The following is a 21,238-nucleotide window of genomic DNA, read 5'->3' as shown; positions in this document are numbered from 1 at the left end:
GAATTAATTTGATATCCTGTTCATTTTTTAAGATTTTTTGAATTAATTCAGCATACTCTTATCGATTAAACCTCTTATAATCAGCATCCTGCTATGCTGAGCGCGGCGGTGAATATGCCGCACGAAAAAAATAAGGGGAAATGATGAAATTTTTGCTACGGCTGGTCGCATTACTGGTCATAATCTGGCTTGCGATGCTATTAACAGGGTATGGCGTATTAACAGGAAGCAACAAAAACGTAGCAGGCATGGGCCTGCAGTGCAAGTACCTGACCGCTCGCGGTATGGTCATTGGTCAGTATCTGCACACTGACAGCGGAATTATTGGCGTAACCGACTGCCCACTGCTGAGAAAAAGCGGTGACGTGGTCGATAACTGATTATGATGCAGGCAGAACGTCACTCACCGCCGTTCACTGATGAATGTGGTCACCATCTGCAGCAGCGGAATTGCCGGGTAAACTGATTGCAGGCTGTGCGCGGCCGGTTGGTTACCGAGATCAGATCGAAATTGGGTACGTAACAGAACAAAACCCGCCGGTGGCGGGTTTTTTTTCGTGGGTGAAACAGCGCTTATCAGGTGTATTGACCGCTACGCAGCGCTTCAATACGTTTATCCAGCGGCGGGTGTGACATAAACAACTCACTTATCGACCTGGACTTACCGTTGATGCACAAGGCCATCATACTGCTGGCTTCCTGTGGTTCGTAGCTGGTTTTCAGACGTTGCAACGCGGCAATCATCTTTTCACGCCCGGCCAGACGAGCAGCACCGGCATCAGCGTGGAATTCACGGTGACGGGAGAACCACATAGTGATGGTACTGGCAACGATACCAAACACCAGCTCAAGAACCATGGAAACCACGAAGTAGACCATTGGGTTGCCGTTACTGCTTCCTTCTTCTTCCCGATCGCCCGACATAAAGCCGGCGGCTAACTGTGCCAGAATGCGTGAGATGAAGATAACAAAGGTATTCACAATACCCTGTATCAGCGTCATGGTGACCATATCGCCATTTGCAATGTGGCTGACTTCATGGGCCAGCACCGCTTCAGCCTCATCACGACTCATGTTCTGCAACAATCCTGTTGAAACAGCGACCAGAGAAGCATCTCGCCGTGCGCCGGTAGCAAAGGCGTTGATATCCGGCGCATGGTAGATGGCCACCTGCGGCATGGCAAAACCCGCCTGCTGAGACTGCCGGGCAATGGTTTCCAGCAGCCAGCGCTCGGTATCATTACGCGGTTGTTCAATCACTTCACCACCAACGGAACGCAGCGCCATCCACTTCGACATCAGCAGTGAAACAAACGCACCGCCAAAGCCAAACAGACCCGCCATGATCATCAGGCCCATAACACTGCTTGACTGGATCCCTGTCAGGCTGAGGATCAGCCCGAAAACCACCATCACCCCAAGGTTGGTTAGCAGGAAAAGCGCAATACGCATCATAAAATTTATTATTCCTCAGTTATTAGCTGTTCGCGTTTCACCATCCTAAGGTCAATACGCCGCTTTTCAAGCACACTTAAGCTTTAAGTGTTTAAAAAAACATAACTTTACATTTTATGTGATGTTTTGCACCGCATTTTGCGCGTAAAAACAGCAGATAAAAAAGGCACAGCGAATGCTGTGCCTGTTGAGCTGACTAAGCGATGGAGCGGGGTTGAAGATTATTTCTTATCCAGTTGAGCCAGATCGTTGGCAATCTGCACCGTTTCTTCAAGATAGGGGTCCGGATCCTGATAGTCTTTCGGCAGATCGTCGAGCTTTGCCAGCGGTTTCTTACCCGCTGTCTTGAGACGCGCATTGACGCGCTCCAGACGCCGTGAATCATCTTCACGACTCTCTTTCTCGCGGGTGGCAAGATTGAGAGAGATAATATTATGTTTGTCTTTATTGGCATTAAAACGCGCAATATCGCTAATGATGTACTGGAACTCGGCATTTTTAGCAATGCGATCCTGATGGTCCTTGAGAAGCTGAGGCTCCAACGGTTTCAGGTCACCGGTTTTCACATAGGTGGCCGCATTAACGCTGTCCCAGGGCAACGCATTGTCCTCAAACTTTTCGCCAGTTTCTACCGCTTCCACACCTGTAGGCATCAGCAGGTCTGGCGTGACGCCTTTGCGCTGCGTGCTTCCCCCATTAATCCGGTAGAACTTTTGGATCGTGTATTGGACAGAACCCAAGGCAGGCCATTCGGGGCGCAGCATCTGATCGTAAATGCGGTTCAGTGAGCGGTATTGTTGTACGGTACCCTTACCGAAGGTCGGCTCGCCGACAATCAGGGCGCGTCCGTAATCCTGCATGGCTGCTGCAAAGATCTCCGAAGCTGAAGCACTGAAGCGGTCGACCAGAACCACCAGCGGACCTTTGAAGTAGGTTACGCCATCGTTGTCGCTGTCCTGACGTACTTTGCCATTATTGTCACGCACCTGAACCACCGGGCCACCGGGAATAAACAGGCCTGACAATGATACCGCTTCGGTGAGTGCGCCACCGCCGTTAGTGCGCAGATCGATAACCACGCTGTCAACGTTTTGCTTTTGCAATTTCTGCAGCTGAACTTTAACGTCATCGGTCAGACCGACATAGAAGCCCGGAATATCAAGCACGCCGACTTTTTGTTTACCGGCATGATGAACGCTCATCTTAACCGCACGGTCTTCGAGGCGGATTTTTTCACGGGTCAGGGTGATAATGCGCGTCTTGGTGCCTTTTCCTGCAGGCAAAATCTCCAGGCGCAACTTACTGCCCTTCGGCCCTTTAATCTGCGCAACCACATCATCCAGACGCCAGCCAATCACATCCACCATCGGTTTACCCGGCTGGCCTACACCGACGATGCGATCGCCGACGGTGAAGCTTTTACTTTTCGCCGCAGGTCCACCGGCCACCATTGAGTTTATCGTGGTGTAGTCGTCGTCCATTTGCAGTACGGCACCAATACCCTCCAGAGAAAGGCTCATTTCGGTATTGAACTGTTCGGTACTTCGAGGCGACAGGTAGTTAGTGTGGGGATCGATTTCATGCGCAAACGCCGTCATCGCCAGCTGGAACACATCTTCACTGTTACTTTGCGCCAGCCGACGCTCGGCAAACTGATACCGCTTGGTGAGGACTTCGCGGATCTCTTTCTGATCTTTGCCGGCCAGCTTCAGACTTAGCTCGTCAAACTTGACTTTCTCATCCCACAGCTGATTAAGCTCCGCGCTGGTTTTGGGCCATGGCGATTTACTGCGGTCGATATCAATGCTGTCATTGCCGGTGAAATCCATCGGCTTATTCAGAACTGACAAAGCGTACTGATAACGTTCAAAACGGCGTTTTTGTGCCAGATTATACAGATCGTAGAATACCGAAAGCTGGCCATTTCTCAGACCGTCGCCCAACGTCGTTTTCTTGTCGGCGAATTGATCAATGTCCGATGCCAGCAGCACGTTGTGGCTGAAGTCGAGCAGGTTGAGATAGCGTTCGAAAATTTTAACGGAGAATTCTTGGTTGAGGTCGAACTGACGGTAATGAGAACGGGTAAAACGAGAAGTCACGCGCTCACTCACGGTAGCGTGCTGTGCCTCCTGATGAAGCTGCGGTATTTGGTCGGCGCGGATAATCATTTCAGCTGCGAAGACATTGCCTGCTAATAGCAGGCCCGCGAAAATGGTGCTTTTAAAAAGAGTGTTCATGCCCTGATTAGCCTCCGTATCAGAACTGCAAGTGTTCTGCGCGTACTATCATTGCCAGGCCGGAAGCAAGCTGAACCCGGACGCCATCTTTACCGATCTCGAGAATGGTTGCGTCCATCGCATTTTTTCCTGCGGTGACTTTGATGCTTTGACCCACTTGCAATGCTGTAGTGTCAGTAACCGGTTTATGCTGCTCCGGCCGGGACTCTTCGCGCGGGGCGGAAGTGTGGCGTGCTGCCTGGGGGCGAGCGGGTTTATTGCTCACGGTGCGCGGCTGATCCCCCTCGACGGCAGGTTTGCGCACGGGCTTACGTGGACGGCGAGGTGCGGTCTCTTCACCAGCTTCACGCTTTTTTGCCTGTTGCTGTTCGCGTTGCGCCTGCACGCGTGCTTTGGCTTCTTCAAGCTGTTTGCGCGCATGTTCAACGTGCTGTTCATCCAGTTGGCCACAGGCATTGCCGTCAAGGTCAACGCGCGTCGCGCCAGCCTTGATGCCATACAAATAACGCCAGCTGGAAGTATAAAGGCGGAGAGCCGAGCGGAGCTGAGTTTTACTCAGGCTCATTTCGCCCTGCACGCGTTCGACTAAATCCTGAAAAATTCCGATTTTCAGTGGTCGTGCTTCGCCTTCGGCGCTAAAGCATTGTGGGAAACGCTCTGCCAGAAAGGCGATGACTTCTTTAGTGCTATTCAACTTAGGTTGATTTTCCATGAAATTTCCTGATTACAACGGGTTTGCCAATCAGCACAGGCATGAACAGGCGACATTATAATGACCGCTTCAGCAATTGCTACGTGATCAGGCACTTTAGATGCGATTCATATGAATAAATTTTTCCACATCAGTCCCATCAAGTACGTTGCAAAGCCCGTCAGTTAACGCTTTTAACCCCTTTTCATCCTCACTATCAAAGCGGTTATATTCCACACTGTCGATATCCAGTACGCCAATCACGCGGCCATTGACCATTAGCGGGAGCACAATTTCTGCATTACTGGCTGCGTCGCAGGCAATGTGCCCCGGAAACGCATGCACATCATTCACGCGCTGAACGCTTTTCTCTGAAACGGCGGTTCCACAGACGCCGCGCCCAATGGGGATACGCACGCAGGCGACTTTCCCCTGAAAGGGGCCCAACACCAGCGTATTCTCTTCCGTTAACAGATAGAAACCCGCCCAGTTCACCCCCTCAAGACGTTCATACAAAAGCGCGCTACAATTACCCATCACCGCCAGAAAGCTGGTTTCACCGCTAAGTAACGCATTCATATCTCGATTGAGGTCAGTATAAAATTCTGCTTTAGTCATTGTTTAACCGTAGTTGAAAATGTGGCGATGCCGTCTTTCGCTCCACCGGGAAAATCAGGTGTGAAAAGCCTGACTGCCGGGGTGGAATTTCTTTATGTTTAATATAAGCTTGAACCGGACAGCACGCTAAAGCATGCAACATTCAGCCTGTTCAGTATGGCGTTAAACAACCTAACCTGCCCTGTCATGGGCCTAAGTTCGATCGGTAATATGAAAATACACGCCATCCGTTACGCTCTTTTGCAGGCACGTTATCAGCGATGTCCCGAATGCGATACCCTTTTTTGCTTACCGGATGTGAAGTCCAACCAGTCAGCGCACTGCCCACGCTGCAATGCCCGCATCCTCAATGGCCGTGACTGGTCGATGACGCGTTTGACCGCTATGGCTGTCACCATGATAGTGATGATGCCGTTTGCATTTGGTGAATCGATCCTGTCCATTCGCCTGCTGGGAACCAATATCTATGCCAGTCTGCTGGGCGGAATTCTGCAAATGGCGCAACAGGGTGATGTTATCACCGCAGCAATGGTGGCGTTTTGCACCGTAGGCGCACCGGTTGTGCTGGTCGCCGCCATTGGCGGGCTTTTTTTNGGCCGTAAAATGGGACTGAATCTGCGCCCGATATTGCTCATGCTCGACCGGCTGAAAGAGTGGATCATGCTGGATATTTATCTGGTCGGCATCGGCATCGCTTCAATCAAGGTACAGGATTATGCCGCTATAACGCCCGGTATCGGGCTGGCGGCTTTCATTATACTGACGCTACTTAGCCTGCTCACGCTTATCCATCTCAACGTTGAACAGCTTTGGCAGCGGTTTTATCCGCAGCCTGCGCCCAGCGTTTCGCTAGCTAAGCTACGGGTATGCCTGAGCTGCCGCCATACCGGAACCGCTGACGAGAGCGGACGCTGCCCGCGCTGCCATACGCCGCTCTATCTGCGGCGCCCCTTCAGTCTGCAAAAGTCGTTGGCGGCGCTGATCGCCTCGATTATTTTTCTTATCCCCGCTAATCTTCTACCGATTTCAGAAATCTGGCTGAATGGGGCACGTCAAGAAGATACGATCCTTTCCGGAATCCTTTCTCTGGCCTCCGGTAATATCCCGATAGCGGCGGTGGTGTTTATCGCCAGTATTCTGGTTCCCTTCACTAAGGTTATCGTGCTGAGCACCCTGCTGCTGAGCATTCATTTTAACTGTGAGCAAGGACTGAAAACCCGCATCCGTCTGCTGCGCCTGGTGAAGTGGGTTGGACGCTGGTCCATGCTCGACCTGTTTGTGATTTCTCTAACCATGTCGTTGGTCAACCGCGATCAGCTACTGGCCTTTACTATGGGACCCGCTGCTTTCTATTTTGGCAGCGCGGTCGTACTGACTATTCTTGCCGTTGAGTGGCTGGATAGCCGTTTACTTTGGGATTCTCATGCAACAGGAAACGCCAACTACACCGACTAGCGCTCGCCTTAAAAACCGGCGCAGAATATCGCCGTTTTGGCTGCTTCCATTTATAGCCCTGTTAATTGCCGGCTGGCTGCTCTGGACCAACTATCAGCAACGCGGCACCACCGTCACCATTGATTTCGCCACGGCGGACGGCATTGTGCCGGGGCGCACGCCGGTGCGCTATCAGGGAGTGGAGGTTGGCCTGGTGGAGGGGATCAGCATGACGGACAATCTGCGCACCATTAAAATTAAAGCCAGTATCAAAAGCGATATGAGAGAAGCGCTGCGCGAGAACACGCAGTTCTGGCTGGTGACACCAAAAGCCTCGCTGGCCGGTGTTTCCGGGCTGGACGCGTTGGTCGGCGGGAATTACATCGGCATGATGCCGGGTGAAGGTAAACCTCGTGAAAACTTCGTGGCGCTCGATACGCAGCCCAAATACCGTGTTAATTCGGGCGAGATGCTTATTCATTTGCAGGCTCCGGATCTCGGTGGCTTGAACAGTGGTTCACTGGTCTATTTTCGCAAAATTCCGGTCGGCCGTGTCTATGACTACAGTATTAATGCCGGCAGCAAAGGCGTAACGGTAGATGTTCTGATTGAGCGTCGTTTCACCCATCTGGTCAGAAGAGAGAGCCGTTTCTGGAATATTTCCGGCATCAAGGCCAATGTCGGTCTGGGGGGTGCGAAGGTCGAACTGGAAAACCTGCCTGCGCTGGTCAATGGTGCGATTGCCTTCGACTCGCCGGGTGAGTCACCGCCAGCCAACACCGACGATGACTACCGGCTTTATCCCGACCTGGCACAGAGTCAGCGCGGCGTGATCATTTCCCTCGATTTGCCGGACGGTAACAATCTGAAACGAGGCAGCACGCCGCTAATGTATCAGGGGCTGGAAGTCGGCACCCTGAATAAAATGACCCTGCTGCCCAATGGTAAGGTCAGCGGTGAACTGATACTTGATCCCTCGGTCACCGGATTAATGCGTGCGGGAACACGTATTGAAATGCGCGGCCCAAAAATCAGCCTGACTGACACCAGCCTGAGCAGCCTTTTAACTGGCAATACGCTGGAGCTTATCCCGGGCGAAGGCGATGCGCAGACGCATTTCGTGGTCCTGCCGAGCAATGAAACTCTGCTTCAGCAGCCGAACTCGTTGGAACTGACGCTCACGGCACCTGAAAGCTACGGCATCGATGCCGGTCAACCGCTGATACTGCACGGGATGCGCATTGGCCAGGTGGTCAACCGCACCCTGACTGAAAAAGGGGTTACCTTTAATGTGGTGGTGGCCGCCGATTATCGTCATCTGGTGCATGGCGACAGTAAGTTCATCATTAACAGCCGGCTGGACGTCAAGCTCGGTATTGACGGGATGGAAGTACTGGGTGCCAGCGCCCGGGAATGGGTAGATGGGGGTATTCGCCTTGATCCCGGCAGCAAGGGAATATCAAAGCGCCGCTATCCGCTGTATGCCAATGCCGAAAAGGCCGAAGAAGGCATTACTGGCGATCGCCTCCCGACGACTCTCACCCTGACGGCCAGCAGCCTGCCCGATATTCAGAGCGGTTCAGTGGTGCTGTTTCGTAAGTTTCAGGTCGGGGAGATTGTCAGCGTAACACCACGCGCAGACGCTTTTGATGTGAACGTGCATATTAAACCCGAATACCGCCGCCTGCTGACGCCGGGCAGCGTGTTCTGGGCAGAAGGCGGGGCGCGCGTCCAGCTAAACGGCAGCGGCCTGACGGTTCAGGCTTCCCCGCTAAACCGTGCGCTAAAAGGTGCAATCAGCTTCGATAACCTTGCCGGTGCTGGTGCTGGCTTAACCCCACGGGATAAGCGCGTACTGTATGCATCACAAACCGCCGCGCGCGCCGTAGGTAGCCAGATAACGCTGCGCACCTATGATGCCAGTAAGCTGTCATCGGGTATGCCTATCCGCTACCTTGGTATTGATATTGGCCAGCTTGAGACGTTGGCATTGGGGGAAGGCAATAACCAGGTCATAGCGGAGGCGGTGCTTTATCCTGAATATGTGCAGGACTTTGCCCGCTCGGGTTCACGCTTCTCGGTGGTGTCGCCACAGATATCTGCCGCCGGCGTTAACCATCTGGACACCCTGCTGCAGCCCTATATCAACGTCGACCCGGGTAAAGGCCGCGCGCTGCGCAGCTTTGAACTGCAGGAATCGACGATTACCGATGCGCGTTATCTGGACGGGCTAAACCTGGTGGTTGATGCACCTGAAGGTGGCTCGCTGTCAGTCGGTACGCCGGTGTTGTTCCGTGGCGTGGAGGTCGGTACGGTCACCGGTACTGCGCTGGGTACGATGGCGGATCGTGTTCAGATCACTCTGCGCATCAGCAAAAAATATCAGCATCTGGTACGGAACAATACCGTATTCTGGCTGGCATCAGGTTACAACCTGAAGTTTGGGCTGACGGGGGGCGTAGTAAAAACCGGTACATTCCAGCAGTTTATTCAGGGTGGCATCGCATTTGCCACGCCACCGACCGTGCCGCTGGCACCGCCAGCCTCCTCCGGCAAACACTTCCTGTTAGAGGACGAAGAACCTGGCGGCTGGCGTCAATGGGGCACCGCCCTGCCGCAGTAACCGTGCTCGTAGCGGAGCGACGATATCTCCCTCGTTCCGCTGCGCATTGAGGTGTTTTGCGAAAACGTCATAACGGGAAGCTCCGTCCCGGCAGAATACTTATGCTAAACTGGGTTCACTTTTTTTTTAGTGGATCCAGCCTGTGTCTCACACTTCCCGCGTGTTTTTTCCGCCAGCCTTTCTTGCACAAATGCAGCGGCTGCTGCCCGACGCCAGTGAATTTTCGCGCTTTATTGCCATCAGCCAACAACCGTTGCGCCGCAGTCTGCGCGTCAATACGCTAAAAATCAGCGTCGATGATTTTCTCCGCCTGGTCGAGCCTTATCAGTGGGCGTTGACGCCGATCCCATGGTGCCCGGAGGGGTTCTGGATTAGCCGCGACGATGCCGATAAGCTGCCGCTCGGCAGCACGGCGGAGCACCTGGCCGGGCTGCTCTATATACAGGAAGCCAGCTCAATGCTGCCGGTCAGCGCCCTGTTTGCTGGCGGTCATATGCCACAACGGGTTATGGATATGGCGGCAGCGCCTGGTTCAAAAACCACGCAGATAGCCGCATGTATGGGCGATCGCGGAGCCATTCTTGCAAATGAGTATTCAGCCAGCCGGGTCAAAGTGCTGCATGCCAACCTTAGCCGCTGCGGCGTTAGCAACACCGCCATGACCCACTTCGACGGGCGGGTATTTGGCTCCGCGCTACCGGAGTGCTTTGATGCGGTACTACTTGATGCGCCCTGCTCCGGCGAAGGGGTGGTGCGCAAAGACGCCGACGCCTTGCGCAACTGGTCCGAAACCAGCACGGCAGAGATTGCCGCAACGCAACGCGATCTGATCAACAGCGCTTTCCACGCCCTGCGCCCCGGTGGCACGTTGGTTTATTCAACCTGTACGCTTAACCTTAGCGAAAACCAGCAGGTGATCCGCTGGCTGCTTGAACAGTATCCGGATGCGGTTGAAATAGAGCCTCTGGACACCTTGTTCAACGGAGCTGAACAGGTCGCTACAGCGGAAGGTTTCCTGCATGTGTTTCCACACATTTTCGACAGCGAAGGCTTCTTCGTTGCCCGCCTGCGTAAAGTGGCGAGCGTGACAAAAATGCCGCAACCGACCTACAAGGTGGGCAAACCCCCTTTCAGTCCTGTAAGCCGTCAGCAGCAGCAGGAAGTGAATGACGCAGCGGCTAAGGTTGGTCTGCGCTGGGGGCCTGAGCTTAAACTATGGCAGCGCGACAAAGAGATATGGCTGTTTCCCGCAGAGATAGAACCCCTCCTGGGCCGGGTACGCTTCTCACGAATTGGCCTGAAGCTGGCGGAAACATTCACTAAAGGCTATCGCTGGCAGCATCATGCCGCCGTGGCGCTGGCTGATGCCAGCAGCGCTAATGCGTTCGAGCTTGACAGCCACCAGGCGGAGGAGTGGTATCGCGGTCGCGATATCTATCCCGAGCGCAGTTTACCTGGCGATGAGTTGATCATATGCCACCAAAAGCAACCTGTTGGTATAGCCAAGAAGGTAGGCAGGCGGATTAAGAACACCTATCCGCGTGAGCTGGTGCGCGATGGTAAGTTGTTCAGCGTGTAAACCTCAGGCGGCCGGTTCGCGGCCGCCTGCGCGCAATCTGTACCAGGTTAATATTGCTGCAGGTTTTGCCCCGGCACCAGACTGATTGTTGCAGGTCTGGTACTTCTGAATATCGTCAGTTAAACAAACCGCAGTTCACTGACAGGGCTGAAAGCAGCCAGTAGCCGAGGTTACGGCCCTGCCCGGTCAGTTACTTTAACGCACGCGGATTTTTACGCAGCGAAGCGGCCCAGTCAAAATCTTTGATTTCGCTTTCTTTTGCCGCTGACGGCTTGCGCGGCCTTTTAGCCAGCACCTGTTTACTGCTTTCGCGCGTTACGCGTTCTTTCATCACCAGACGCTTCGCTTCCTTCAGGATCTCTTTTTCTTCTTTTTTACTGGCAATATGGCTTAATTTGTCAGTCAGCAACTTAACCCGCTGCTCCACCAGAATTTTTTCGTCTGCGGTAAACTGGTCGATGGAAATCTCTTTGTCGTTTTTCATGCAACAGGCTCCTGGCCAGTTCACATTACAATGGGTATCCACAGCAATGGGCCATTCTCCATCGTAGAACGCCAGACTAATCTGTACAAGCAGAGTTAGCATTTGCCCGACATCAAATGTAAATGCAAAATACAATCCTGCTATAACAGGAAGAAAACCGCAGCCGACTGCTGCACCGGCCCCCGGTCAAACTCCGTACCTTACAGGAGAAGTAAAATGTCCGACGTTGATATCTATTCTTCCTCAACGCTGTTTCAACTGCGCGGAACTCAGGTAGCCACGATGCAGGATGAGTTCGGCACTGTGACGGTCATTGATAACCGCGATTTCCGCAGCATGAGCTTTGACCTGATTTTTGAGCAAAGTAAAATGCTGAAAAGCAATGCGGCACTGCCAGTGCATAATTATGTTCGCGCCATGCTGATGGCACGAACCTTGGTCAAGGCGCAAGAAATCCTGCTGCTGGGGTTGGGCGGAGGTAGCCTGCTACGCTCATTGTTCGCCTGCAACCCGCGTATCGCTGTTGATGTTGTGGAGCTGCGTCAGGCTGTACTGAGCGTGGCGCAGGACTATTTTTACCTGCCGCAAAGTGACAACATTCGTTATTTCATCGACGATGCCGCACGCTTTATCGCCGACCCAAATAGCCAACGCTGCTATCAGCTGATTTTCTCTGACCTTTATAATGCCAACGCTCTTGCACCTTTACAGGCAACGGAACACTTTTTACGCAACTGCGCCGCCAGGCTGCAACCCGGGGGCTGGCTGGTGCTAAATCATCCCCACCTACCGCAGCAGGATCCCCCTTTTTCACAGGCCCTGCAGGCTATTTATAGCAGCCTTTTCTACACTGTCGCGCCCAGCGGTAATGTGGTGATCTTTGCCAGCTGTACCCCCTGCACCCATCCGCTGCATCATCTGCAGCATCTCATGAGCAGCAGCGGGGCAGACTTTGCCACCGATTTTACTTCACTGGCACAGAAACTGAGCCGCTGGCCGGGTAGCGCGGCGCAACGTTAACGGTGACTGCCTGTATATTATTGGTATGACGGACAATATTGCCCTCGGCCTGCCAATAGTCTACTTTTAGCGTGCAACCAGTATGAGTTAATAACAGAGACGATGAAATGATCATTCAGGGCATGAGTAAGGGATTTTTTATTTTTATTCTGGCGATAACCACGCTGGGTTTTCTTCACATACTGGGGCCCTATTTTTCCGCCATCTTATGGGCCGCTATTCTGGCCATCATCTTCCACCCGCTGAAGAGCAAGATCGGCAAGCACTGCGGCGACAGAAACGGTCTGGCATCCATGTTGACGTTGTTAATCATCTGCCTGATTGTCTTCATCCCCCTGGCAGTGGTGGCCTCATCTCTGGCAGTTGAATTTAATGCGCTGTATAACCGAATCCAGGCCAATCAGACCGAACTGACCACGGTCGCCTCCAGCGTGGTGAACCATCTGCCCGAGTGGCTACGGCATTTCCTCGCAGAGAATAATCTGACGGATGCCAATGCAATTCAACAAAAGCTTTCCGGTGTGGCCATGAAGGGAGGTCAGTTCTTTGCAGGCAGCCTGATGATGATAGGTAAAAGCACTTTCAGCTTTACCATCGGTTTTGGCATTATGCTTTATTTGCTGTTCTTCCTGCTGAAAGATGGCGCTTATCTGGTGGGAATGGCGCTGGATGCCATTCCGCTCTCGCGCTTCGTCAAACATCATCTGTTTGTAAAATTCGCCGCTGTTTCCCGCGCGACGGTAAAAGGAACGGTGGTGGTTGCGGTGGTGCAGGGAACACTGGGCGGGATCGCTTTCTGGTGTGCCGGCATTCAGGGCAGCATTTTGTGGGGATCGCTGATGGCGTTCCTGTCGCTGATCCCGGCAGTAGGCTCGGCGATTATCTGGCTACCGGTGGTAATCTGGCTATTATTCTCCGGCGCGATGGTCAAAGGGCTGGCGCTGACATTCTTCTTCGTGGTGGTCATTGGCCTGGTGGATAATATTCTGCGCCCTCTTCTGGTCGGTAAAGACACCAAAATGCCCGATTATCTGATTCTGATCTCTACCCTGGGCGGCATGGAAATTTATGGCATTAATGGTTTTGTGATCGGGCCGTTGATTGCCGCACTGTTTATCTCCTGCTGGAATCTGCTTTCGGGCAGAGATCACCGAGGTAATACCGATGAAATCGACAGCGACTTTATGGAAGAAGGCCAGAATCACCCCGGGAATGAACACCAATAATACGTGGAACGAGGCCGGTTAATGGCCCCTTTTTTTGCAGATCGTTGGCTGAATAGTGGATTAACTTATGTCGGTTTTCGAGCGACGTGAGGCCTGTCTTTCCGGTCGTTTGAAAGATTCATCAATTTCTATATCAAACCTGATACGAAAAGGGCTATTCAATAGCCCTTTTCTGGTCAGAGTAATCCTACCGTTAATGAGATAAAAATGGGTGCTAACAACGTTAAGATAAATCCGCTCACGATGGCGTGCTGGATAAACTCTTCGTGACAGTTCTCTTTTATGAAGGGTAACGCTGAATCCAGTGCCGCCGCTCCGGATATACCAATAGCGCTTCTCGGCTGTTTTTTGCCTAAAAAGTACAGCACGAAAATGCTCAGCATTTCTCTGAAGAAATCAGTCATAAAAGCCATTGCGCCCATCTTAGGAGAAACCAGAATGTTCACCATAGGGCCTGAAAGTGAAAACCAGCCAAATCCACTTGAGACAACTAATGATTCCGCAAACGAATAATTGCTAACCGTTGAAAAAACCAGTACCGAAATCAGGTTGGCAGCGATGACTAAAGCCGGCAGTAAAAAAATCTCCGAACGCACGGTAGCAATACGGAAGTTTACCAGATCCATCCCGACGAGATAAATTAAGCCGTACAGGATGTAGTTGCTGGAAAAATGAATATCCTGCAATGAAAAATGAGTGAATCGGTATAACATCACGCCAACAGCAAAGGACAGTATCGCCTTTATACACCCTTTTACCGGTCCGGAGAAATTAGTGGGTTCGCTATGAGAATAAGCGCCCCCCCTCTTTCTGACTAAAATAATAAAGGTTGAAACAGACAGGATAGTTGCCAGAACCAACGCACTTTTTACTATTTCTGCCCCGATCTCTCTGTTGCTGAAAACCGCCCCGAAATCGATTCCCATGCAGAAAAGCAGCAGTAATACCACCAGTCCAATCTTGCTCAGGAGGATATTTCTGATTCTCGCTTTGAGTTTTTTCCCCGAAAAATACCCGGAGGATAACAGTAAGACCACGACAATAACGGACAATAACGATTCTTTCATTGCAATTCTTCTGTATTAAGGACGGATATTGATCTATTTAACGCATTAATTTTATCATATGCTTTGAGCAGTGCGAGAAAAATCAATCAGTATCATTGCCCTTTCAACAGGTGAAGCCGTACTTTGCATTGATAAGTGATCGACGTAGTGGCTTACCATCTCATCACACACGGAGAAACTATCCATAAATTCAGTAAGGGTAAAGCGATGGATAATCTCATCCTGATTCACTTCGTGCAGCTTTTTATTTCGCGCACTGACGCCCGCTATGTAATTATTGCCGCCTATTGCGTTAGAGCTACGACTGACTAAGTGGGCGAACGTAAAGGGTTCTCCATCCTGATGGAAACAATCAGGCGAGCTAAAGCCAGGGAGATGATTATTTTCACAGCGAACTTTAACCAGGTGCACACCGACATAGACAGGAAGGTGGTCGTGTTCAAAACCAAACGTTTGTTGAAAATCATCGATAATCAGTTCTTTCAGAAAATCAGTGCTTTTCAATGCTGAACTTAACGCATTGAAGTAGCGGATGGATCCGTGCTCTGGATTGTTGCTTCCCTGATCGTAGCCAGAAAACGCTTTACCATCCTTGTTATGTGTTGGCAGCCAGTGAAGTTCGTTATCTTTCCACGGGAGAATGATGGCATTGCCATATCTTCTGAAACGTAAAGTGCTGGCCGGAGCATGCTCATCTCGTTCAAGGAGGCTGACCTCATGCATAAGTAGCCCTTTATCTTCTGCTGAAACAGTAACATGTGATTTAAAGTGTGAAAATCCATCTTTGTGTAAGGTAAACATAACTCAATCTCTTCAATACTAAAGTTAAGAAAAATTAATATTCTTCCATCGGAGACTTTGTGTCAATATGTAAAAATTGTTAACCTGGGGTTAAATTGATATATGGAGTATCATAAATTTATTTCATCCATAAGCAAATTTTATAACCACCCCGGCTCGTTTCATTAGCAGAACGTATGGCTGATTTTTGTTCACCTTAATGCTTATGTGGGGACTTTCCACCATCAAGCGCCATCTTAAGATGGTTAGCCCCGACTCAAAGGTGCCGTAAAAACAGAGAGGGATAAACGTTTTGGTCAGCCGCATGGCAGAAAAGTCGTCCTGTGGGCGATACCATAGTAGGCGGGGGAAGATAACGTCTGGAGTGGCTTAAACGCCGGGGGTACCCTGTTCAGTCCGGGAGGATTCGGCCCGGTATTAAACCGGGCCGGGTAGCAGCCCACCGACTTGCCACACCATCTGTATTAAGGTGCTGGCACAATACGGTGACTGAGCAAATGATGATTAAGCCTTAATCTTTCTTTGGCCTGGCAGAGTATTAACGCCCCACAAACCGCTCAGCGTACTCACAATGGCGCCAATCAATAAACCGAAGAAGGACCAAAGAGCCACTTTCGCACCGGCTTTGGCTGCCGCATCGGCTTTTTCTTTAGCCTGCTGTTTCAGCTCAGCGTACTGCGTTTTGGCCTGATTGATATTATCTTCCAACTGCGAAATACGTTGGTCAACCTGCTGCACCGCTTTATCACGAGTCTGAATAAAGTTATCTACTGCTTTATCCGCTTGCTCCGGCGTCATCGAGGTATTTTCCGTCAGAGCCTTTTTCACATCATTTTTGTCTACGGAATGACCAATGGTTTCAGCGCGACTTTTTAGTTTTTCGGTCAGTGAATTAACGATGGCATCACTGTTTTCTGGATGACTCGCCAGGTTTTTAGCCGCACTGGCTAAATCGTCGCCCGCCGCTTCAAGCTGTGACTGCAGATACTCAGGCTGGAGTTCTTTGATGCCGCTTTTTTTCAGGGCTTCCATAACCTGTTGATCGGCATCCTGGGATTGCAACTTGGTATTCAGCCCAAGGCGGCCGTAAATCTTCTCACCCATATTGCCCGCGCCCTGAGCGGCTTGTCCGGCAACACTCCCGATCCCACTCGCCATGCTTCCGGTTGCAGAGGCAATGCCGCCCACCGCGTTACCGGCCGTATTTAATACGCCACCAACGGCAGCAAATCCAAGAATGGTGGCCACCAATAATGAGGTCGCCCAAATCAGAAAGCCGTGAATAGCACCATCAGCACCTGCCAGCCGTCCGGTAATAAAACCGCCACAGGCAAGACTAATGATGACCCCAATAACAGACCAGGCCAATACGGCCGTGTCTGCACCATTAACAATATCATCTGATTTTGGCGACAACATCGATAAGCCGAGGCTTGTCCCGAGGGTAGTAAGCAGAAGTGATACAGCTATTGCGGTCACTACGCCAGCGATAATACTGCCCCAGGAGACGCGTTTAGTCATTGCCAGTTCGTTTCTAAGTTCCATTTCTCACTCCGGTTTATATAACAATCAATAACTGCTTTCAGCGTTAACAGTATAGATGTCAATTTGGTTTCTTCCCGGAATCAGCTGAAATATTTGTGAATTTTTTCTAATCGTTAATGACGGTAAAACGCGCAAGGTTAATGACGTGGCCGGAGATGGATTTATCAATCGTTAACTTACATCAGGGATAATTAAGATATTTATCAGGCAAAAAAAAGACTGAAGACAAATCCTGTCTTCAGTCCAAGGTAATGGCTCTTGACAGAGCCGTGCGCTAAAAGTGGGTGTTCTTGCAGCCGTTGTGGCCTGGTACTTTTAAGATAGACCAGCAGCGGAGGAATTCCAGCTGACGATAAACGGCAAGGCGTACAATCATTAGCATTGTGATGGCGGCTACAAATTTGAGGCATGATACTACCCTGTGACCGCTGCATCTCAAGGCTTAAGGCACGCCCGTTGACGGCCTCAGTGACAGAGCTTCGCGGCACGGGCCACAATCGGTGCCAGACTTTTTTTCTGTCCGGGATGGTATGGGTCGTCTGCCAGAACCTTCGCTATGGGCACTCCCTTCATCTGGCCCGCCTGCACTTTGGCTTCGGCTGCGGCATTTAATGGATACTGCACCAGCGTGCCGTCGTTAATAGCAAACAGTATGTTGCCCTTCTCGCAGCTCAGCATCATCTCTTCACGCGTGAATGGCCAGTCGTTTTTACCCATATCGAAACGGCTTACGGTTTCAATACCGGCCACTGCGCTGCTGCTGATGCCCAGTGCCAGGCATGCTAATGCCAACTTTTTCATTTTGTTCTGTACCTCAAACGATATCACTTAAATCTGAAGGGTGAATAATTTAGCCTGCCCGGCTAATGGCCTGGGCCGGTTCCAGCCAGGCAAACCCGCTTACGGTCAACAGCACCGCTGCAGCCAGAATGATTTCCACCAGGGTAGTGGTGATAAACTGCTGTTGCCCGTGCGCCCCACCGATCAGCGCCAGCCCCAGCGCAATATGGCCATAGCGCGAAAAGCGCATCAGGCTTTGGCTAAGAGCAGCGTGCAAGCGCAAAGGTGCGAGAATTACGCTAACTATTCCCGCCCAGGCCAGCGGCATCAGCACGACCTGTGCAGATAACGCCCCAGGATAATACCCCTAATTCGCATTGATCCTTACAGGCGATGCAGCGGCTTGCTGCCAGAGGGCAAAAGAATACTCCGCTTAAAAAGCAGTGTCGAGGTAACGCCAGCAATCAACGGTCAGCAGGCTTGCTAATCCGTGCTTTGTGCATTATTTTCTGCCTCAAACTGGGGGGATACATCATGAGCTACAACCTGGCCACATTGCCACAGGAAGAAAAAGATAAGGTCAACGTAGACCTGGCCGCCGCCGGAGTGGCTTTCAAAGAGCGGTATAATATGCCGATCGTCGCCGAAATAGTTGAACGTGAACAGCCGGAAGCACTGCGTGACTGGTTTCGACAGCGCCTGATGCACTATCGTCAGGCTTCGCTTTCGCTCTCAAGGCTGCCGTACGAACCTAAACAAAAATAACGGTGCCATTTATTCACGCGATAGCAACCAGTGGTCAGCTGCTGGTACGAGTAAACAGATAATCAGTATCCGGCGTGCGGCTGACCATTGGCAAGCAGGAGCCTTTTCGTTACCCTGCACGTCAGTTTTATCATCGGGAGAAGCTATGTTCAGGGTTATAGACACGGAAACCTGTGGCCTGCAGGGCGGAGTGGTTGAAGTGGCTTCGGTTGACGTTATCAGTGGACAGATCCTCAATCCAATGAGCGATCTTATCTCACCTGACCGGCCAATCAGCCGTCAGGCCATGGCCGTCCATAAAATCACCGAGGCGATGGTGAGGGGAAAACCGGCCATAGAACAGGCGATAGGCCGCTATCACGGCAGCCCCTTCTATGTAGCACACAACGCCAGCTTTGACCGCCGCATGCTGCCTGAAATGCACGGGGATTGGATTTGCACCATGACCTTAGCGCGCCGCTTATGGCCTGGCCTGAAATACACAAATGAAGCGCTACGCCAGTCTCTGCAACTGGAGGTTTCACCACCAGCCGATTTACACGCTCACCGGGCATTATATGACTGCTACGTCACCGCTGCGCTATTGATGCGTATTATGTCGTTCAGCGGCTGGGATGCTGCGGAAATGCTGCGCCGGATGCAGGTTAAGGGGTCGAGTAGCTGTTTTCCTTTTGGCAAATATCGCGGACAAAAGGTTGACGATGTGGCGAAAAAAGATCCGGGCTATTTACAGTGGATGCTAAAAAAAATCCCGGATCTCAAACCCGACTTACGCAGCGCCATGCAGCGGGCATTAAGCGAGTCCGATTAAACCACCTGGCTGGCCAGCAGGCCCGTCGCCAGCGCGATCAGAAAGGCATATTCCATCACTAATCCTTCATGAGCCTTGAAGCGCCCGGATTTGCCGCCGTGGCCGGCATCCATTTCGGTGTGCAGCAGCAGCAGATGGTCGTCGGTTTTCAACTCGCGCAGCTTCGCCACCCATTTTGCCGGCTCCCAATACTGCACCTGGGGATCATGCAGCCCGGTAGTAACCAGCAGGTGCGGGTAAGACTGCGCTACCACGTTGTCATACGGGCTGTACTGCCGGATGTAGCGATAATATGGCTCATCGGCCGGATTTCCCCACTCGTCATATTCACCGGTGGTGAGGGGTATGGTTTCATCCAGCATGGTGGTCAGCACGTCCACAAATGGCACCTGCGCGACCACTCCGTGGAAACGGTTCGGCACCATGTTGATCACCGCGCCCATCAGTAAGCCCCCGGCGCTGCCCCCCATTGCGTAAAGTTTTTGCGCGTCACCGTAGTTTCTCGCCACCAGCGCATCGGTAATATCAATGAAGTCATGGAAGGTGTTCATCTTGTTGAACAGGCGTCCGTCGTCATACCAGCGTTGCCCCATTTCCCCTCCGCCCCGGATATGCGTCAGAGCATAGACGAACCCACGGTCGAGCAGACTGAGACGGCTGGCGCTGAAGTCGGCATCCATACTGCTGCCGTAGGAGCCATAGCCATAAACCAGCAGCGGGTTGGTTCCCGGCTGATAGCAGTCCCGGCGATAAACCAGCGAAACCGGCACTTCGACCCCGTCGCGCATGGTCATCCAGTGGTGCTCGCTACGATACAATAAGGCGTCAAAACCTTTTACTTCTGTCTGCTTCAGAACCTGCCGCTCACCGCTATCCAGATCGCGTTCATACAGCGTGTCCGGGGTGGTCATTGACGAATAGCCATAGCGCAGCTTGCTGGTTTCAGGGCTGGGGTTGTAACCAATCCAGGTGACATAAGCCGGATCGTCAAAGGCAATCGTGTAGCTTCTGCCGCTTTGCCAGTGGATCTGGCGCAGGCTGGATAATCCGTGCTGACGCTCTTCAACGACCAGCCAGTCGCGGAACAGGGAATAATCTTCCAGTACGATATCGTCACGCGCAGGGATCACCGTCTGCCACTGATGTTCATCAGCCTCTGCGCTGCGATACAGAGCAAAGTTCTTACCGTCGCGATTAGAACGTATATAGAAATTGCCCTGATAGTGATCGACGCTGTATTCATGGTCTTTACGACGTGCGCTAAACCGCTGCGGCTGCGCATTGGCCTGCTGCGCATCCAGCAGCATGACTTCGCTGGTGGTGCTGCTGCCAAGTACGATAGTAATAAACTGCTCTGAGGTGGTCTTATCAAGGCCGACATAAAAAGTGTCATCCTGCTCTTCATACACCAGCTGGTCCTGCTGCTGTGGAGTACCGAGCGAATGCCGCCATACCTGATAAGGCAGCAAAGTCTGTTTATCCTTCAGCACATAATAGAGCGTCTGTGAATCGCCAGACCAGGCCATGCTGGAGGAGACGCCCTCCAGCACCTCGGGATACCACTCGCCGCTGTGCAAATGACGTAGACGAATGGCATATACCCTGCGCGACAGAAAGTCTTCGGCCACCGCCATTGTCTGGTTATCCGGGCTGATGGCCACGCCACCCAGGGTATAAAACTCGCTGTCGGCAGCACGCTGGTTACCATCCAGCAGCGTGTCCCAGACTTCCGGCGTGAGGGTGTCCGCTGGCTGACGGGTATACAGGGTATATTCGTTGCCTTCCTCATAGCGACTTTGATAGCGGAAGCCGCTTTTAACATAGGGCACGGAATGATCCCGCGCCGGTATACGCCCAACGATCTCCTTTAGCAACTGCGCCTGGAGTGCCTGTTGCGGCTGAAGCTGCTGCAGACAAAAGTCGTTTTCAGCGCTAAGGTGCGCCAGCACCTGCGGATCTTCACGTCGATCGTCACGCAGCCAGTAATAGTTGTCGGTGCGCGTATCGCCATGCAAGGTCATAACATGGGGTATTTTCTTTGCTTTTGGTGGCGTCATATTTCGTTCGCAATGTGAGTTCAGGTAGGTCAGGTTGACACCTGG

The 21,238-nt window shown here is 52.0% G+C and carries 19 protein-coding genes; 8 read left to right on the top strand and 11 right to left on the bottom strand.

What is annotated here, in order from left to right; genetic code table 11:
- The first annotated feature begins 143 nt into the window (after nt 1-143).
- Nucleotides 144-380 (top strand): YobH family protein, encoded by a 237-nt coding sequence (locus EPYR_RS08060; RefSeq protein WP_012667908.1) that lies wholly within the window; start codon nt 144-146, stop codon nt 378-380.
- 196 nt (nt 381-576) lie between these two features.
- Here the strand turns inward: EPYR_RS08060 and htpX are convergent, their stop codons facing one another.
- The 4 genes from htpX to EPYR_RS08040 form a co-directional block, all read right to left on the bottom strand.
- Nucleotides 577-1,455, bottom strand: a complete 879-nt coding sequence (gene htpX / locus EPYR_RS08055) for a protease HtpX (RefSeq protein ID WP_012667907.1) — start codon at nt 1,453-1,455, stop codon at nt 577-579.
- A 221-nt stretch (nt 1,456-1,676) separates the two neighbouring features.
- Nucleotides 1,677-3,692, bottom strand: a complete 2,016-nt coding sequence (gene prc / locus EPYR_RS08050; protein ID WP_012667906.1) for a carboxy terminal-processing peptidase — start codon at nt 3,690-3,692, stop codon at nt 1,677-1,679.
- Nucleotides 3,693-3,711: 19 nt separating this feature from the next.
- The gene (gene proQ / locus EPYR_RS08045; RefSeq protein ID WP_012667905.1) at nt 3,712-4,404 is read right to left on the bottom strand and encodes an RNA chaperone ProQ; all 693 of its coding nucleotides are present in this window, start codon (nt 4,402-4,404) and stop codon (nt 3,712-3,714) included.
- A 96-nt stretch (nt 4,405-4,500) separates the two neighbouring features.
- A complete protein-coding gene (locus EPYR_RS08040; RefSeq protein WP_012667904.1) occupies nt 4,501-5,001 on the bottom strand; it encodes a GAF domain-containing protein in 501 nt (166 codons plus the stop codon).
- Nucleotides 5,002-5,211: 210 nt separating this feature from the next.
- Between EPYR_RS08040 and yebS the strand changes: the two genes are divergently transcribed.
- The 3 genes from yebS to rsmF all read left to right on the top strand — a co-directional run bounded on the left by yebS (nt 5,212) and on the right by rsmF (nt 10,637).
- Nucleotides 5,212-6,456, top strand: coding sequence for a membrane integrity lipid transport subunit YebS (gene yebS, locus EPYR_RS08035; RefSeq protein ID WP_041474204.1), 1,245 nt, complete (start codon nt 5,212-5,214; stop codon nt 6,454-6,456).
- On the top strand, nt 6,425-9,058 hold the full coding sequence (locus EPYR_RS08030; RefSeq protein WP_014538857.1) for a PqiB family protein: 2,634 nt from the start codon (nt 6,425-6,427) through the stop codon (nt 9,056-9,058). Before yebS ends, EPYR_RS08030 begins: the two co-directional genes overlap by 32 nt.
- A 133-nt stretch (nt 9,059-9,191) precedes the next feature.
- The gene (gene rsmF / locus EPYR_RS08025; RefSeq protein ID WP_414738038.1) at nt 9,192-10,637 is read left to right on the top strand and encodes a 16S rRNA (cytosine(1407)-C(5))-methyltransferase RsmF; all 1,446 of its coding nucleotides are present in this window, start codon (nt 9,192-9,194) and stop codon (nt 10,635-10,637) included.
- Nucleotides 10,638-10,827: 190 nt separating this feature from the next.
- Here the strand turns inward: rsmF and EPYR_RS08020 are convergent, their stop codons facing one another.
- Entirely contained in the window at nt 10,828-11,121 is a 294-nt protein-coding gene (locus EPYR_RS08020) for a hypothetical protein (RefSeq protein ID WP_012667900.1), read from the bottom strand.
- 216 nt (nt 11,122-11,337) lie between these two features.
- Between EPYR_RS08020 and EPYR_RS08015 the strand changes: the two genes are divergently transcribed.
- Complete coding sequence (locus EPYR_RS08015) at nt 11,338-12,141, top strand: spermidine synthase (RefSeq protein ID WP_012667899.1); 804 nt, start codon at nt 11,338-11,340, stop codon at nt 12,139-12,141.
- 107 nt (nt 12,142-12,248) lie between these two features.
- Nucleotides 12,249-13,367, top strand: a complete 1,119-nt coding sequence (locus tag EPYR_RS08010; RefSeq protein WP_012667898.1) for an AI-2E family transporter — start codon at nt 12,249-12,251, stop codon at nt 13,365-13,367.
- 176 nt (nt 13,368-13,543) lie between these two features.
- Here EPYR_RS08010 and EPYR_RS08005 read toward each other — a convergent pair whose 3' ends face one another.
- The 5 genes from EPYR_RS08005 to EPYR_RS07980 all read right to left on the bottom strand — a co-directional run bounded on the left by EPYR_RS08005 (nt 13,544) and on the right by EPYR_RS07980 (nt 17,888).
- Nucleotides 13,544-14,434, bottom strand: a complete 891-nt coding sequence (locus EPYR_RS08005) for a LysO family transporter (RefSeq protein ID WP_012667897.1) — start codon at nt 14,432-14,434, stop codon at nt 13,544-13,546.
- A gap of 54 nt (nt 14,435-14,488) precedes the next feature.
- Entirely contained in the window at nt 14,489-15,157 is a 669-nt protein-coding gene (locus tag EPYR_RS08000; protein ID WP_014538856.1) for a 2OG-Fe dioxygenase family protein, read from the bottom strand.
- 582 nt (nt 15,158-15,739) lie between these two features.
- A complete protein-coding gene (locus EPYR_RS07990; RefSeq protein WP_012667895.1) occupies nt 15,740-16,780 on the bottom strand; it encodes a TIGR04086 family membrane protein in 1,041 nt (346 codons plus the stop codon).
- 465 nt (nt 16,781-17,245) lie between these two features.
- Nucleotides 17,246-17,581, bottom strand: coding sequence for a DUF2511 domain-containing protein (locus EPYR_RS07985; protein ID WP_012667894.1), 336 nt, complete (start codon nt 17,579-17,581; stop codon nt 17,246-17,248).
- Between the two features lie 49 nt (nt 17,582-17,630).
- Entirely contained in the window at nt 17,631-17,888 is a 258-nt protein-coding gene (locus EPYR_RS07980) for a hypothetical protein (protein ID WP_012667893.1), read from the bottom strand.
- Between the two features lie 206 nt (nt 17,889-18,094).
- On the opposite strand from EPYR_RS07980, the gene EPYR_RS07975 reads away from it, so the two are divergent.
- Nucleotides 18,095-18,325, top strand: coding sequence for a DNA polymerase III subunit theta (locus tag EPYR_RS07975; protein ID WP_012667892.1), 231 nt, complete (start codon nt 18,095-18,097; stop codon nt 18,323-18,325).
- A 145-nt stretch (nt 18,326-18,470) separates the two neighbouring features.
- Nucleotides 18,471-19,136 carry an exodeoxyribonuclease X gene (gene exoX, locus EPYR_RS07970; RefSeq protein WP_012667891.1) on the top strand — a complete coding sequence of 222 codons (666 nt, stop codon included), beginning with the start codon at nt 18,471-18,473 and terminating at the stop codon, nt 19,134-19,136.
- Here the strand turns inward: exoX and EPYR_RS07965 are convergent.
- Nucleotides 19,133-21,193 (bottom strand): S9 family peptidase, encoded by a 2,061-nt coding sequence (locus EPYR_RS07965; RefSeq protein WP_012667890.1) that lies wholly within the window; start codon nt 21,191-21,193, stop codon nt 19,133-19,135. The genes exoX and EPYR_RS07965 overlap by 4 nt on opposite strands.
- Between the last annotated feature and the right edge of the window lie 45 nt (nt 21,194-21,238).

The organism is Erwinia pyrifoliae DSM 12163 (genome assembly GCF_000026985.1).
GTDB classification, from domain to species: domain Bacteria; phylum Pseudomonadota; class Gammaproteobacteria; order Enterobacterales; family Enterobacteriaceae; genus Erwinia; species Erwinia pyrifoliae.
The sequence above is the reverse complement of the archived record's forward strand: the minus strand, read 5'-3'. Positions and strand labels throughout refer to the sequence as shown.